16 protein-coding genes are annotated in these 15,699 nt (G+C 30.0%); 2 read left to right on the plus strand and 14 right to left on the minus strand.

The features are described 5' to 3' along the window. Nucleotides 1-59: 59 nt before the first annotated feature. On the minus strand, nucleotides 60-779 hold the full coding sequence (locus J3477_RS04645) for a phosphatase (protein ID WP_206868391.1): 720 nt from the start codon (nucleotides 777-779) through the stop codon (nucleotides 60-62). A gap of 195 nt (nucleotides 780-974) precedes the next feature. Continuing rightward, nucleotides 975-1,268: a hypothetical protein gene (locus J3477_RS04650; protein ID WP_206868392.1), complete on the minus strand. Its 294-nt coding sequence runs from the start codon at nucleotides 1,266-1,268 to the stop codon at nucleotides 975-977. A gap of 308 nt (nucleotides 1,269-1,576) precedes the next feature. On the opposite strand from J3477_RS04650, the gene J3477_RS04655 reads away from it, so the two are divergent. Next, nucleotides 1,577-3,295, plus strand: a complete 1,719-nt coding sequence (locus tag J3477_RS04655; RefSeq protein WP_206868393.1) for a methyl-accepting chemotaxis protein — start codon at nucleotides 1,577-1,579, stop codon at nucleotides 3,293-3,295. A 280-nt stretch (nucleotides 3,296-3,575) separates the two neighbouring features. Continuing rightward, entirely contained in the window at nucleotides 3,576-4,781 is a 1,206-nt protein-coding gene (locus J3477_RS04660; protein WP_206868394.1) for an AGE family epimerase/isomerase, read from the plus strand. 214 nt (nucleotides 4,782-4,995) lie between these two features. Here J3477_RS04660 and J3477_RS04665 read toward each other — a convergent pair whose 3' ends face one another. The 12 genes from J3477_RS04665 to J3477_RS04720 form a co-directional block, all read right to left on the minus strand. Next, nucleotides 4,996-5,487 (minus strand): HAD-IA family hydrolase, encoded by a 492-nt coding sequence (locus tag J3477_RS04665; RefSeq protein WP_228731212.1) that lies wholly within the window; start codon nucleotides 5,485-5,487, stop codon nucleotides 4,996-4,998. A gap of 52 nt (nucleotides 5,488-5,539) precedes the next feature. Beyond that, nucleotides 5,540-5,884, minus strand: a complete 345-nt coding sequence (locus tag J3477_RS04670) for a DUF2651 family protein (RefSeq protein WP_206868396.1) — start codon at nucleotides 5,882-5,884, stop codon at nucleotides 5,540-5,542. A gap of 136 nt (nucleotides 5,885-6,020) precedes the next feature. Continuing rightward, entirely contained in the window at nucleotides 6,021-6,470 is a 450-nt protein-coding gene (locus J3477_RS04675; RefSeq protein ID WP_206868397.1) for a helix-turn-helix transcriptional regulator, read from the minus strand. Between the two features lie 147 nt (nucleotides 6,471-6,617). Then, nucleotides 6,618-7,046, minus strand: a complete 429-nt coding sequence (locus J3477_RS04680) for a YfjL-like protein (RefSeq protein WP_206868398.1) — start codon at nucleotides 7,044-7,046, stop codon at nucleotides 6,618-6,620. A gap of 120 nt (nucleotides 7,047-7,166) precedes the next feature. Further along, a complete protein-coding gene (locus tag J3477_RS04685) occupies nucleotides 7,167-8,543 on the minus strand; it encodes a glycoside hydrolase family 1 protein (RefSeq protein WP_206868399.1) in 1,377 nt (458 codons plus the stop codon). A 292-nt stretch (nucleotides 8,544-8,835) separates the two neighbouring features. Continuing rightward, nucleotides 8,836-10,245 carry a DUF4179 domain-containing protein gene (locus J3477_RS04690; protein ID WP_206868400.1) on the minus strand — a complete coding sequence of 470 codons (1,410 nt, stop codon included), beginning with the start codon at nucleotides 10,243-10,245 and terminating at the stop codon, nucleotides 8,836-8,838. A 1-nt stretch (nucleotide 10,246) separates the two neighbouring features. Then, nucleotides 10,247-10,807: a sigma-70 family RNA polymerase sigma factor gene (locus J3477_RS04695; RefSeq protein WP_206868402.1), complete on the minus strand. Its 561-nt coding sequence runs from the start codon at nucleotides 10,805-10,807 to the stop codon at nucleotides 10,247-10,249. 543 nt (nucleotides 10,808-11,350) lie between these two features. Next, the gene (locus tag J3477_RS04700; protein WP_206868404.1) at nucleotides 11,351-11,740 is read right to left on the minus strand and encodes a hypothetical protein; all 390 of its coding nucleotides are present in this window, start codon (nucleotides 11,738-11,740) and stop codon (nucleotides 11,351-11,353) included. Nucleotides 11,741-11,745: 5 nt separating this feature from the next. After that, nucleotides 11,746-12,429 (minus strand): ABC transporter ATP-binding protein, encoded by a 684-nt coding sequence (locus tag J3477_RS04705; protein WP_206868406.1) that lies wholly within the window; start codon nucleotides 12,427-12,429, stop codon nucleotides 11,746-11,748. Between the two features lie 6 nt (nucleotides 12,430-12,435). Further along, the gene (locus J3477_RS04710) at nucleotides 12,436-13,749 is read right to left on the minus strand and encodes an ABC transporter permease family protein (protein ID WP_206868407.1); all 1,314 of its coding nucleotides are present in this window, start codon (nucleotides 13,747-13,749) and stop codon (nucleotides 12,436-12,438) included. A 2-nt stretch (nucleotides 13,750-13,751) separates the two neighbouring features. Continuing rightward, nucleotides 13,752-14,837, minus strand: a complete 1,086-nt coding sequence (locus J3477_RS04715) for an ABC transporter permease (RefSeq protein WP_206868408.1) — start codon at nucleotides 14,835-14,837, stop codon at nucleotides 13,752-13,754. A 68-nt stretch (nucleotides 14,838-14,905) separates the two neighbouring features. Next, nucleotides 14,906-15,211 carry a hypothetical protein gene (locus J3477_RS04720; protein WP_206868409.1) on the minus strand — a complete coding sequence of 102 codons (306 nt, stop codon included), beginning with the start codon at nucleotides 15,209-15,211 and terminating at the stop codon, nucleotides 14,906-14,908. Between the last annotated feature and the right edge of the window lie 488 nt (nucleotides 15,212-15,699).

Raw genomic sequence — 15,699 nt, forward strand, 5'->3', positions numbered from 1 at the left:
TCTAATCTAATGTTTTTTAGCTTACTGTAATTAGCTTATATTATAATAAGCACATATGCCTAAGGTCTATTCTTATTAATCATCCTCTTAAACTCTTCCACTGATTGATTTATTACTAATTTTTCTGGAAAACTTACTTCCTTAAGTACTTCAAATACTAGGTTTAGCTTACCCACATGCTCATCAAAATGAGCATCACTTCCAAGTATTATAGGTACTTCGTACTTTTTGCAAAGATTAAGCATATAAATACTATTTTCTCTTGCATTTTTCCTTTGATTTTCTGGATTTATTGAATTATTATTAAGTTCCAATAAGGTGTTATACTGTTTTGCACCTTGTACGATAACTTCGTAGTCAAGTGGGCAATCACCGTCATCTGGGTGACTTATAATATCTATTTTGGGATGTTTAATTGCTCCTAGCACCGCACTGGTATTTTGTTCTATAGTCCCATATTCATAGCAAAACTTATGAATACCAGCAATTCTAACATCTAATTTGTCAATATATCTCTCTTCTAAGCTTAAAGTTCCATTATAATCTAAAATATTTATCTCTGAGCCAAGCATTAGTTCCACCCCATACATTTCTCTTGGAACAACTCTTAGATTTCCAAAATAAATCGGTTCACAAGTTCCTGGTATTCCAGGTGCATGTTCTGTTATCCCTAAAAGCTTTAGGCCTTTTTCAGAAGCAGCTTTAGCCATCTCTCTTATGGTGCTATACGCATGGCCACTTGCAATTGTATGTGTGTGAACGTCTAATTCTATATTCATATGAAAACTCCTTGTCCTAAGTCTTTATTATCATTATAGCATATTTTTATTCTCATTTTAACATTTGGTTTATTTATAAGGTCATAGTAAAATCACTCTTAACCAAGGATTCATTTCATATTGTTACTTTTTTTAACAAGAATTTAATTTGATATTATTGGTAAAACCGCTGCATTTCTATCTAGATACTATACATTATTTTTTATCCGAATTTTTCTTTCTAAATAAAGATAATCCACCAAATCCACTGATTATAGCAGTATAAAACCCTAAATCATACCACCACCCTGTGTTATTGATCTCATACACTCTAATTTTATTGTTAAAAAGCTCTCCAACAAGAGAAATAGGCGCAATCCACCCATGCCAGATTCCAGAGAAAAACCCTGCTGGATTCGATGTAGAGTGACTTCCATCACCTGGTACGCAACTTACTAAAAAAGCAGCAGTGGTAATAAGTATAATAGTGACTATTAATTTCTTTTTCATCTAAATTTTACCCCTTTCTATAAAACAAATTTCTTAAATTAATTCTGTAATTAATATGTTCTTAAAGTTCTTTCTATGCTGAATACAAACCTTATTTCACTATTTATAAGAATGTTAAGTTATTAGTCACCCAATGCTATTTAGCTGAACTTACACAAAGAATTAACATCTCAATTTATTTTGTATAACATGAACAATCTCTTTACATAGTTAAATTAATATCACCTTAAGATTCCATTAAAGTTTAGTGCAAATTTTGTCGAAAAAACTAGTATAAATTAATGATTAAATATTTAAGGAGTGTTGTTATGAAATTCAATAAGATTAAACTTTCAAACAAACTAATAATTGGCTTCTCTTTAATGATATTACTTGTAATGCTTTCCTCTGCACTAGCCATATTTAGATTGAATGCCATAAATCAAAGTGTTTCTAGATTAGTAAACGTTGAGAACAAAAAGGTTAGTCTAGCTTATCAAATGAGAAGTAGCATTAACAAGATAGCAATTAGTTTTAGAAACATAGCAATAAGTAGTAACCCTAATTATATCGCAGCGCAGCAAAAGATCATTACTGACAACAAAAAGATATTCGACGACAGTAATAAGGAATTAGGTACACTTATAGTAACAAATGAAAGTAAAGACGTTTATCAGGCACTTCAAACTAATGCAACAGCAGCATTTTCTGCCTTTGATAAAGCTATGGTTACAGCTACACAAACCTCACTTACTAATGCACAATTGGAAGCTATAATTAATGAAATTGATACTCCTCAAGCTACTCTATTTAAAAGTATTGAGGATATTATAAGTTTACAAAATACTTCAATGCAAATTGAAGCTGAAAAAGGCAGATCTACAACAGCCACTACTTCTACTCAAATGATTATAATACTGGTTATAAGTATTATACTAGGTATCCTTGCTACTTATATTATTAGAAGAAGTATTGTAAATCAAGTTAAAGAAGTAATGAATGGTTCAACAAAACTTGCAGAAGGTAATTTCAATCTCCAAATGGAAGTTGCAGCTAAAGATGAAATCGGAAACACTGTTATTGCATTAAATGATGCTGTGGATAAGCTTAATATAAGTATGCTTTCCATAAAAGAGGAAAGTGAAAGTATTCTTCAAAGTAGCGAAGTAACAAATAACTTATTTACAGAAGTAAGCTCACAAATCGAACAAATATCAGCTGCTACAGAGGAAATTTCAGCTGGTATGGAAGAATCCTCAGCAGCAGTTCAAGAAGTATCCGCAATGACTTCTAATGTAAGAGATGAAATAAATACAACTTCAGAAAAAGCTCAACAAGGTTTAAATATAGCATTAAATATTCAACAAAAAGCAACTGCTATAAATAAAGAATCTGTTAGCTCTAGACAAAACGCAGAAAAAATATACAATGAGACAAGGATGAATCTTGAGAAAGCACTTGCTGAAGTAGCTGTAGTAAATGAAATATCAGATGTAGCAAACAGTATTGATGCCATAGCTAGCCAAACTAATCTATTAGCTTTAAATGCTGCAATAGAATCTGCAAGAGCTGGTGAAGCTGGTAAAGGCTTTGCAGTAGTTGCAGATGAAGTAAGAAGACTTGCGGAGCAATCTTCTATCGCAGTTTCTGAAATACAAACAAAGATTAATGCAGTACTTCAATCAGTTAGCAAACTAGCAGGTTCATCTCAAGATGTATTGATGTTTATAGAAAAAGATGTTTTAAAAGATTACGAAAAATTAATCACAATCAGTGACGAGTACAAAAAAGATGGTGATACCTTTAAGGAGTTAATTGGAGGCTTTGCAGAAGTTTCAAAAAATATTTCAACTACAGTAGACCAAATCACAAAAAGCATGGATGATGTTGCAATCTCTGTAACAGAAGTAGCTAAATCGTCAACTAATATAGCTTCAAGTATAGTTGAAGTTAGTGGTAAAAATGATTCAATCCTAGCATCTTCAGATAGTAATGCTGACAGCGCGTTAAAATTAGGAAAGCTTATACAACAATTCACACTAAAATAACTAGCTAATATCGTTGCTCAAGTATCTTGCCTTATTAGTATACCAATACATTGATATATCATGCTAATTTAATAACCACAAAAAAGGTTCTGTGCCCCCCACTGAACCTTTTTTCTATACCATCATGAAATCTTACACCTAATTATCCCATTAGAAAATCTCTCATTCTCTTCAATATGTGGAAAGTGTTCCAATTTATCTTTTAATATTTAATCCCAATAAACTTAACGAATATATAGATTTTTAAGAGAATATATTTTAATGTTAAGGTGGTGAAAAAATGGTCAATAAGTCTGTATATAGCTCAGATTTTCAAAACCCTGAGTGGTTAAAAAATCATATTTTTCAAATACTTGAATTTTATTATCCAAAGTGCATGGATTATGAAAATGGTGGCTATTTTAGTTACTTTCTTGATGACGGAGCCGTTGGTGACTTTGAAACAAAACATATTTTAGGAACTGCAAAATTTATTTATATGTTTAGCATTGGTGCATTATTAGATAAGGAAGCTTTATGGTGCATGGAGGCAGCAGAGCATGGATTGAAATTCTTACAAGAATTCCACCTAGATAAAAATAATGGTGGATACTACTGGACACTAAAAAGACAACTGGTGTCAGATTCCACTAAATCTACCACAGCTCATGCTTTTGTATTACTTGCTGCGTCTAAAGCATATGAGGCAGGTATACAGCCTGCTAAAGATATAATTGAGTATGTTTATGAACTTCTTGAAAAACATTTTTGGGAACCTCATCATGAGTTATATGTAAATGAAATAAATAGAGATTTCACTATTACCTCTCCATACCGCAGTCAACAAGCAAATATGCATATGTGTGAAGCTATGATAGCAGCTTACGAAGCAACTGCTGATAAGAAATTCCTTAAGAAATGTTATGAATTATCGAAATCCGTTACAGTAAAACTGGCCTCAAAATCCGGTGGCATGATTTGGGATCATTACGATGAAAATTGGCAAATTGATTGGAGCTACGGCAAAGAATCCGAAGAAGATATTAGCTCTGCAGCTTTTATACCTGGTTTTTCTATTCAGTGGAGTAAATTGCTTTTAATGCTTAAGAGAAACTTCTCACAAGATTGGATGGCAATAAAGGCTGAATATCTTTATAACACTACAATGTCAAAGGCAGTAGACAACGAGTATGGTGGTATCTTCTACTCCATATCTCAAAAAGGTTCTCCGATTGACACAGATAAACACTTTTGGATAATGGCAGAGACTCTTGGTGCCTCAGCACTTTTAGCCTCCGATAGTAAGGAAGCCTATTACTGGAATGTATATACTTATATATCTACTTACTGTGAGACATTCTTTATTGATAATGAACATGGGGGTTGGCACCAAATACTAAACAGAACTAACACTAAATATGACAATTTGAAAACTCCTATACCTAAAGTAGATTATCACCCTGTTTCAAATTGTTATGAGGTTATTAAAGCTCTTATGGCTAATTGATATAGTTTTCTTTTTACCATTATGAATGTTCTGACTTATAAATTTTCATTTATTATGATTGACTATTCTAAAAGATAGCTTTTTTATTATACTTAATAAAGGCTTTTCATTAAAACTTTGCGAATATACAGTAAAAAATAACTGCTAGTGATTGTCCGTCCAACTAGCAGTTACTTTTATTAACAGATTATTTAACTGTTTTTATATATTGTATTTAAAGTTTAATATCCGCATACTTTTCTAAGAATTCCTTGAATTTTTTAAGGCCATTTTCTGTTGAATCCCAATGTATAAAATTCATATTTAGCTGCTCTGTTTCTTCAGGAAAACCGCAGCTATCATCCATATAAATCACTTCATCAGTGTTTACACCTACCTTTTCACATGCTATTTTATAAATTTCAGGTTCAGGCTTCTCTACCCCTTCAATTTCTGAATTAACGAACCCCATAAATTCAGAATATCCATAGTATTTATCCCAATAATCATAAGTTGCCTTAGGTCCATTGTTAACAACACACATTTTAAAGTATTGCTTTAAAGTAGGTAGCAATTCCCACAATGGCTCATATTTTTTATATGATTTAACAATCTCTATAATCTCATCTTCAGTAGCAGTGTTTTCCATGAGTTTACTGTAAATAAGCTTTGTTCTTTCACTTTTACCTTCATCACTTTCAACTAACACTCCATGCCAATCAAACAAAATCCCTTTTATCACCTACACCAGTCCTTTACTTATACATCAATTTATCTATTTATTCATTACTTTTACCATAAAACCATCTTCCAAATAAATAACCCAGCATACCCAAAGGTAAATAAATCACACAATAAAATAATGCTGATGAATTTAGCCATATTAATGATAAAATTGCGAATACTGCTGTGGAAATACCCAATGCCAAAAATACATTTATTTTCTTTTTGCCTAAAATAACTCCTTGTATTGCAAACAAAATAGGGAATATAAATAAAAGAGATAATATTAAAAGTCCCATTTTATCATACTCTCTAATTCTATCATTTGAAAAATAAAATACAATTATTAGCAACATAATAATAGAGGGAAATAAGATTACTATTGCATTTTTAATTTTCATTCTCTCCTCCTCATTTTATCTGTTAATTTATACATTCATGTATCCGTATAACTTTATATCTACTTATACATCTATACAAAATATATATATTTAATTTTCTATTACTTCTTGCTTTAGGTCCTTATATTATACATCTCTAATCTGTAAGTTCTTTAAATCTCTTATCTATATACTCTTTCTCAAAAGAATAACAAATCCTTCTGTTGTTGCTATCTAGAATTCTATAATGGTTTGAAATTATATTCTGTTGTATAATAAATCCTTTTTCACTTTTTATATTGTTCCACCACACCTTTCCTCCAAGAGTTGGAGCATGTTTTCTTTCTTCATTTTTAAAGGATAAAGACATGATAATTTCATCAATATCTCCTCCAAAAGTTAACTCAAGAATTTCACTATTCTTAAAAATCATACATGTGGCAACAGCTACTGCCCAACCTAAGCTACCTCTTTCTTTTTCAACTTGCACCAATGTTTTTTTAGAAATCCCTAGTATTTCAGCCATCTTATCTTGCGTATATCCTTTTTCAGTCCTTATAAGCTTTAGCTTTTCATCAACTTTTTTTATAAATTCTTCTCTTGTCATCACGAACACCTTCCACTTTTAAATACCTTTAATTTAGTTTTTTTAACGTATCTGCATTTTCTGAAACTATATGAATAAATTCTAGGTGCCTGATAAATCTAATTTGTTATTGTATTACCTAAAAAATCTTCCTATGCATCATATAGCCTAACCTTTTCTAAACAAGCAACCATAAAAATATATAATAGAACTTAAAGCAAATAATATAAAGCTTATTTTTAGGGCATTCTCTAAAATTATTGGAGAATAATTAGTTTCATCTACATTTATTTGTGGCTCTATATCACTAAGAACATTAGAAACAACATTTTTTTCCGTTGCTGCTATAGTAAATTTGTTATTATTATCTTCATCGTACACATCAGCAAAATAATACCCACCATATACGAAATTCTTGTTTATCGACTTAATCTCAAACTTTTTTATATGCACAACATCACTAATATACCTTGTTATTTGCCTACTTGCCAAGTATTTACTCACAGGATTTCCGTAGAGTCCATCTACAATATTCATAAAAAATAAAAGTATAGTTAAAATTAAAAAAACTATACTGGCCCATTTCAAATATCTCAATGCTGCCTCCTCCCTTCAAATAATTAGTCGTAACATATATAAAATATAGAAGCACAAAACTCACCTTTAGTGTAATTTTACACTAAAGGTGAGTTTTGTGCAATATATTTATTCCATTAATTACAATATTTCTCCATTTGATTCAGTAACCTTCTTGAACCAATCAAAGCTCTTTTTATTGTATCTCTTTAGATCTCTTAAATCAGTTTCATCACGATTTACGAAGATAAATCCATATCTCTTCTTCATTTCACCGTGTGAACTTAGAATATCTGTACAGCCCCAAGTTAAATAGCCTATTACCTCTACGCCTTCTTCCATTGCAAGCTTCATTTCTTTTATATGATCTCTCAAATAGTCAATTCTGTAATCATCTTCTACAGTGTTATTCTCATTTAATTCTTCTCTAACACCAATTCCATTTTCAGTAATAAAAATAGGCATTCTATATCTAGCATACACCTCTTTTAATGCTATTCTAAAACCTATTGGATCTATTGCCCATCCCCACTCATTTGCATCTAGATGAGGATTTCTTGTTATTCCTTTAAATAAAGCAGTGCTTTCTTCTTCATCTGAAACAGCCTTTACTACATCACTTCTATAATAGCTAAATGTTAAATAATCTACTGTATTTTCTTTTAATAATTCCTCATCACCAGCTTCAAACACTGGTTTTATGTTTCTCTTATTCCATAGGCTTGTTATATATGTTGGATATTCTCCATGAGCAAATACATCAAAGTATAAGTCATTAAATAATTCCTTTACCTTTTGATTTGCTAATGCATCCTCTGGCTTGCAAGTCATTGGGTATGTTGTAGTATAAGCTACCATTCCCCCCATCTTTGCATCAGGAATAATTTCATGTAATAGCTTTGTAGCTTTAGCATGAGCTATGAATACATTGTGAGTTACTTGATATGCTAATGCTTCTCTGTTAGCACCTTCTGGAGTTGTTACGCCCCAATATTCATTCATAATAAGCACTAAATTTTGCTCATTAAAAGTTATCCAATACTTAACCTTATCTTTATATCTTTCAAATACGAGCTTTGCATAATCTGCAAATAGATCTACTACTTTTCTTGAGGCAAAACCATTATACTTTTCTGCTAAAGCATTTGGTACATCAAAATGATAAAGTGTTATTACTGGCTCTATTCCATTTGCTAATAATTCGTCAAATAAGTCATCATAGAATTTTAACCCTTCCTCATTAACTTCACCTTCACCATTTGGCATAACTCTTGCCCAGGAAATACTTGTTCTATATGAATTAATTCCTAATTCCTTAAATAATTTTATATCCTCTTTATATCTATGATAAAAATCTACAGCTACAGTCCAATCAGAAAAACCTTCTGGAATTTCTCTTTTATCAACTATAGAAACTCCCTTTCCGCCTTCATTATAAGCTCCTTCGCTTTGGAAAGAAGTTACTGCACTTCCCCATAAAAAACCTTCTGGAATTATACCCTTATTATTTTCACCCATAATCGTATTCTCCTTTTTATAATAATGTTGTAACCTTTAATTTTATTCTACCTCTCATTATTATGAATTTGGATTCTTGTCTATACAATTAATTTAAAAGCATACATTTGAAACAACTAAATTTCTGAGTATTACTTTTTCATCTTAAAATAAAAAAGTAGCATTAATACAGTGTTATATTAATGCCACTTCATTTATTAAATTCTCTTATGCTTCTTTTTTCTTTATTTCCTAAATGGAACTATAGCTGCATATTGATGAGAATGTATACTTAATACAAAATCAATTTATACTACTTACTAAGATTAACCTCAATCTTATCCCCAGTTATCATTTTAGGAACCGGAACGCACCCTACCGAATATACATAGTTCTTATCCAAATCTATATTTGTAAACTCTATACAATAATTATTAGGTTTACTCAAGTCAGGCTTATACATCTTTATATCTTTCTTTGAAATTAAAGCTATATCATCTCGGTTTTCTTCGTTAATTTCTTTTAATCGTGCAGTATCTTGGTTATTTCCTTTAAGCTCGTATAGCTGTATGATATCTTGTTTACCTAAAAACCCCTCTGGTCCTACAAATGTATAATAAAATTTAATCTTCTCACCTTTCTTTTCTATATTATAAACATTGATTTTACCATCTTCTTTGAAATTAAATTCTCTAATGGTATTAACATCGTATAGTTTTCCCACAAAATCAAAACTTTCAATTTTTTTCTCTTCTTTACTTGCATATTGCATAATATAAGGAACAATATATAGTTTATTAGCATTCTTCTCAATTCCACTTACAACACCTGATTTTTCATTGCTGTCATCTGCTCTTCCTCCCATATCTAGGTATATATTACCTTTATCATCATAACAATAAAAACTTACAAAAGTATTTTCATCGTTGCTTTTATCGATAGAATATTTTATCTTCGTGTTTAATGGGCTTACCTTTATTTCACTTAAATTAATCTTAAACTTATCTTCTATTTCGCTCATGCCTAAACTCTTTTTGACTATGGTTTCTTCTTCTATTTTTTCTCTTGATACTGGGAGCTGAAAATCAACCTTAATCCCCTCATTAGAAGTCGAAAAAATATTTAAATTCATATTAAATCTTTTAGGTAAAGTCTTTCCTACTACCGCTTCATTTTCTAGAAGTACCAGTGAAGTATTTTCGTCAACAACTCTTTTATATAATCCTCCTCCTGCAATCGTACCTCTATCCATTCCTGTAAGATCTGCGGTCATTATAAAATCAACCTGGCTATCCTTTTCCTTTAGCTTATTATTTAATCCTGGTTTTGTTATCCTTAATGCAACTAACACCGTATCTTGATCAGCCACAAGCTTATCTATAGTAAATTTATATCCTTTATCCTCTTTACTCTCACCTATATATTGTGAAAAATCCTTATACTCACTATAGTATCCAAGTTTTCCATATAAGCTCTCCATAGCCGGGATATATTGAACTATTGTTTTCGCAAAAGCCGGTGTCATAACGCTAGCTCCTATTATTAATGTTATTGAAGCAATTGCTGCAGCCTTTATATATTTTTTATCGTACTTAAATATCCTTTTTTTCAAATTCTTATTGAGCCTTTTAATCTCTATCTCTGACAACGAGTCTTCAACATTTTCAAACTCAGCTTTATCAAAATAAATACTATCAAATTCTTCATATATATCTTTTCCCATACTAAAGCGCCTCCATTTCTATTGGATTTAATTTGTCTTTTAAAACCTTTCTTCCTCTAAAAAGTCTATTTTTAATTGCTGGTTTAGATAGGTTCAAAGCTTCACTTATATCGTTTATTGACTCTCCCATGAAATATTTTCTTATAAAAATATCTTTATCTGGACTTCCTAGAGTATCAATCACTTTAAGAAGTTCTTGTCTATTCTCATTACATAGAATTTGTTCTTCTACCTGCTTCTCATCCGCTAACATAAGCTCTTCTATATTACTTTCTTCTTCAGTCTTGCTTAGTTTTCTTTTATAATCCAATGCATTATATTTACTTACAGCAATAAGCCAAGATGAAAATTTATTTTTTGTCTCATCATGATAACTTATTTTCTCCCACACCTTAAGAAGCACATCATTTAAACATTCCATTGCTTCTTCTCTTTTTGCACTTCCAATTACTGAAATAATGACTTTAAAGATAAGATTGCTATAATTTTTCACCACATAATCCAGTGCCTTCGGATTCTTACTTTTAAGTTCTTTAACCAAGTTGTCTTCGCTTATCTTCATTTCCACACCGTCCTCTCACTTATAAAGACGTAATAATTTAATATGAGGTCTCAAAAAAACAGTATATTTCCCCAAATTTCTTACACAATAAAAAGCAGCATTAATACCCGAAAATATCAGTGCTGTTTTTAACAACTTATCAATCTTTAATTTCTAAAACCAATTGCCCTTCAATCTTACCTAAACTCCTCGGTTTAGTTTTATAAAAATATACCTCAGGTTAAATTGGCTAGTTTTTACCTATTCCTAATTATATCTAAAATGACTAATTAAAAATAATATACATTACCTACAGATCAATATCAATATTAAATGTATTTTATTATAATATCTGTTGCCATTTAATAACTTATATCGAATACCTGAACTGTTGGCACTATTTAAACTATATATGATTATGTATTAAAAAAATGTTGGTAAGGCTATCTTTAAAACTTTAGCCTCTCCTTTACAGTTAAAAAAGAGGTAGCTCAGATTATATCCTCTAGCACCTCTTAAAATTACATATTAATAATTTTATGTTTTAACATTTAATTATATGTTTTATTTCTCCTGAGTACAGTCAATTATATACTTACCATTAGTTTTTTCTGGAGTAACGTTTATCTTCCAATCACCAGTAACAGTCTTAAACTCTTTAACTTCTGATGCATTGTCCTTACTAATATTGCTCTCCCAAACATTATTTCCTTTTGGATCAGTTACTGTAACCTTGATCGTTCCTTCAGTAATTTCTCCTTTTGCTTGTATTTTAATATTGTCGTAACCGCCTTTTGCACTGAAATTTTTTGTTAAGCCTTCTGAATCTGCGCTCTCAAAAGTTCCATTCATATTAGAAATATTCCTTCCATGTGCAAGTTTTTGAAAAGCAAGTACACCTACAGCTAAAACCACTATAACAACTAAACCTACTATATATTTCTTTTTCTTCATAAATATCACCCTCTACTTATAATTTCATTCTTACATATCATTCCATCTTCGATGGTTATTATCCTATTACAGCTTCTTGCAACCTTTTCATCATGAGTAACTATCACTATAGTCTTTCCTTCTTCATTTAAACTTCTGAATATCTCAACAACTTCTTCGCCAGTTTTCTTATCTAATGCTCCAGTAGGCTCATCAGCTAATATAATATCTGGATCATTTACTAATGCCCTTGCTATAGCTACTCTTTGGCATTGTCCACCAGATAATTCCTTTGGAGTCTTGTTCCTTTTATCTGCAATTTGCAATTTTTCAAGAAGTGCTTCAATCTTCTGTTCTCTCAGTTTTTTATTTACTTTTCCATACTTAAGTGGAATTTCAATGTTCTCATACACAGTGTAATCATCAATCAAAGCAAAATATTGAACAACAAATCCAAAACCTTTATTTCTCAATTTTGCTAAAGCTCTTTGATTTAAATCCTGCACATTTGTTCCATCAAATAGATATTGTCCAGAAGTTGCTTTATCAAGGCACCCAATAATATTTAATAATGTAGACTTACCAGAACCAGATGCTCCAACTATGGCCACCATTTCTCCTCGTTCTATTTGCACATCTACCTTTTTTAATGCTGTAACCAATGAATCTGATTTTCCATATGATTTCTCAACAGCTGTAATATTAATCATAATTAGTTACTCCTTTCCTTTCAAAAGCGTATTTAGCTGAACCTTCATAACATCCATAATTGGAACAATTGAAATTAATACAGCAATAAGCAAATTGAAAACTTGTAACTTTATAAATGCTAAAGTATCAAACTTTATCATTCCAGCTTTCTGCACACCAATTATAAACCAGTAGCACACATACCCTGAAATTACTGCTAGTACTAAAATTTCATAAAATACTCTTATAGCAATATCAAATAAACTTGCACCACTCATTATATGCACTGCAAACTCCTTATATTTACTCCTAAGTGAATATATAGTATTAGATATAATTCCTATAGAGCATATACCTAACACTATCACAAATATTGTGTTTATTATATTATTCTGATCTCTAAACATTTGAGTAAATCTATCCAATTCTTTTTGTACACTATACACCTTAAAGTTAAAGAATTTCATATCCCTAGACTTCGAAGCAATTTCATTAGCAATTTCATCTTCCTGTCCTTTATATTTATTATCAATTATAATAAAAGAATTTGTGATATTATTGTACACATCTAATTTGTAGTTAGCAGCTTTCAATTTATCATCAGCTACACTATTATAAGCCTCCACTCCAAGCTTTCTTTGAGGAAATAAAATAAACTTATTCAAGCTAGTCAAATTATTAAAAGACATTTGATCTGCTATGAAGTATTGGTCTTTTTCAATAAATCCAATAACTTTAGCTTCCTTAACAACATCATTTTCTAGAAACTTAACAATATCATTCAACTTAAATTTTTCTTTATAATCACTGCCCATTATAATGGGTGTAATTTCCTTGCTATTTATACTCCTATAATAATCTGTTTTCTGAAACAGCTTTCCACTATCTAACTTTAATGCAAAAGCATCTAAATATCTATCATCTAAAGTAAGCGAATATACACCATTAAAATTAATATTTTCTTTATTTAAAGAAAAACCTCCATATTTAGGACCAAATTGGCTGGAACCATCAAAATCAGAAAACGCCATTAATGATTGTGTATAACTTACATGTTTAAACTTTTGGGAACTTTTTAAGTACTCATCAAATTGTTCATACTTTTCAGTATCTCCTTCATTTCTATATACGATATCATAATAATCATCTTTATTTTGCATTTTGAAAATAATCTTATTATCAAATAACTTTAGTATTTTACTATTTCCAAAGCTTACTTGATTACTTAAATATATACTACTATATAAAAATAATAGCGAAACTGATAACTGAAAAACAGAAAGAAGTACAAATCTCTTTCGCTTAGCCAATCCTAATAGTGCGTAATTAAAATTCAGCATTTCTATCTCCCTTTCATAGCATCGCTAATATCAATTTTCAATGTTCTTCTAATAGGAATTAATGAAATTATAAATGTAATGATAATAACAACCACCAGTGTTAAAACTCCTGATAAAAAGTACACATTACTTCCAAAAACTTGACTTAGTGTCCCAAACCTAATGATAGTAAAATATACTATTTGAGACAATAAAAAAGCAATTAAAGATATAATCTCAAATTCACATATTATTTCAATGGCAATTATAAAGTTTGTACCACCCAAAGACTTTTTTATTCCAATTTCTTTACGCTTATTTGCTACATAATTATAAGTTATATTAACTATATTAAGTCCTATTACTAATATAGTAACGATTATTGTTATAATGGTAAACTTTCGGTTGCTGAGTGCATTCGAAATTGAACTTTGCGATCTGTCCACCTCTAACTTAGACAATGTAACTTTATTTTTATTATTCAAATCTTTATTTAATTCGTCGAACAAAGCTTCTGTATCATTAGTTCTTCCATCTACTAGCCAACTACTGTTAATTATTTGTAACTCCTTATACTTACTTAGAAAAGAATCTAGCTTTATAAAAAAAGTATTATCTAGTATTGAAGCTCTGTTGCTATACCCCATAACCCCAACTACTTTATACATTTCATTGTTGTAATTTATAAATTCCTCTCCATTTTTAACAACTATTTCATCCTTCATATCTTTACCAATTACGATTAAAGGTTCATTTTCACTAAAATCATTTTTGTTTAAAAACCTACCACTAATTATTGGTACTTGCATATTCATATCATAATTAAAAAAAATCGCTTTACCAGTATAGATACTATAAAAAATTTGATCTTTTATCAAACAGATGTCTTTCTTACTTTTTATTACATCCATTAATTGATCTCCAGAAATTTTTTCTGACTGATTTACATTAAATCCAATAGCCTTAGATGATATTAATTGATTAAATTGTGCTGTATTCTCATATAGGGTTTGTACTGTATTTGCTCCTAATGATACAAATAATGAAATGGTAAATATTATTATAAATACGAAAATACCACTCTGTGTAAATCGTCTTCTAAATTTCATTCTATTATCTCCTTAAAAATTCATTATAGCAATGTAAATCCAGCTATCGCTGGATTTACATCACTTTTTTAGTTGCTTCCTGAGTATATCAAATTGTAATCTACATAATGATTGTGATATGCTGTGCTTGAAAATGCTTCAGCTGAACCGCTTATACTATTTTTAGCAGTTTTGTCAAACACACTTCCTGCAACTGTTATTCTTACTCTACATTGATGTCCATAATTTGAAGTCCATCCCCATGCACTTAAATAACCTACAGCATTTCTAGTCACGTCGCAACCATAATCTGTAGCAGCACTTGCAACAGTTGGAACTAATATAACTGCTGATAATGCAAGTGCAGCCACCTTTGTTTTAAAATATTTTTTCATAAAACCACCTCCAAAAAATATTCTACCAGGTTTTACACAATTTGCCACGTTTTTCGTTATACATATAACGACATATTCCAATATTTTATATTTTTATTAAAAAGTATCAAATATTTTTGTTACCTTTATATTTTGAATACATTTTTACGAACAGAAATATGATTTATCAACAGTTTTACTAACGTAACACAAATAAATTTCACTATAATTAAATATATTTGTTAATTAATATCCATTACATTATTTTACATATTTGTTCACGGAATTTAATTATCATTATATTTTTGCATAATAATTCCAGAAACATCAATAAAAAATTGTAAGTGATTTTAATTTAAACCCTTATATTATACGATTTACACAAATAAGAATTTATTTTAGTTACATTTTATTTTATTAATTCAATATTAACTAAAATCATCATCAATAGTCTTTTATTCTTACGTCATCTCCTCTTAATTGTACATTTACAATTTAAACTATGCTCT

Origin of the sequence: Clostridium zeae, from assembly GCF_017312485.1 — a bacterium.
Classification (GTDB): Bacteria; Bacillota; Clostridia; order Clostridiales; family Clostridiaceae; genus Clostridium_AR; species Clostridium_AR zeae.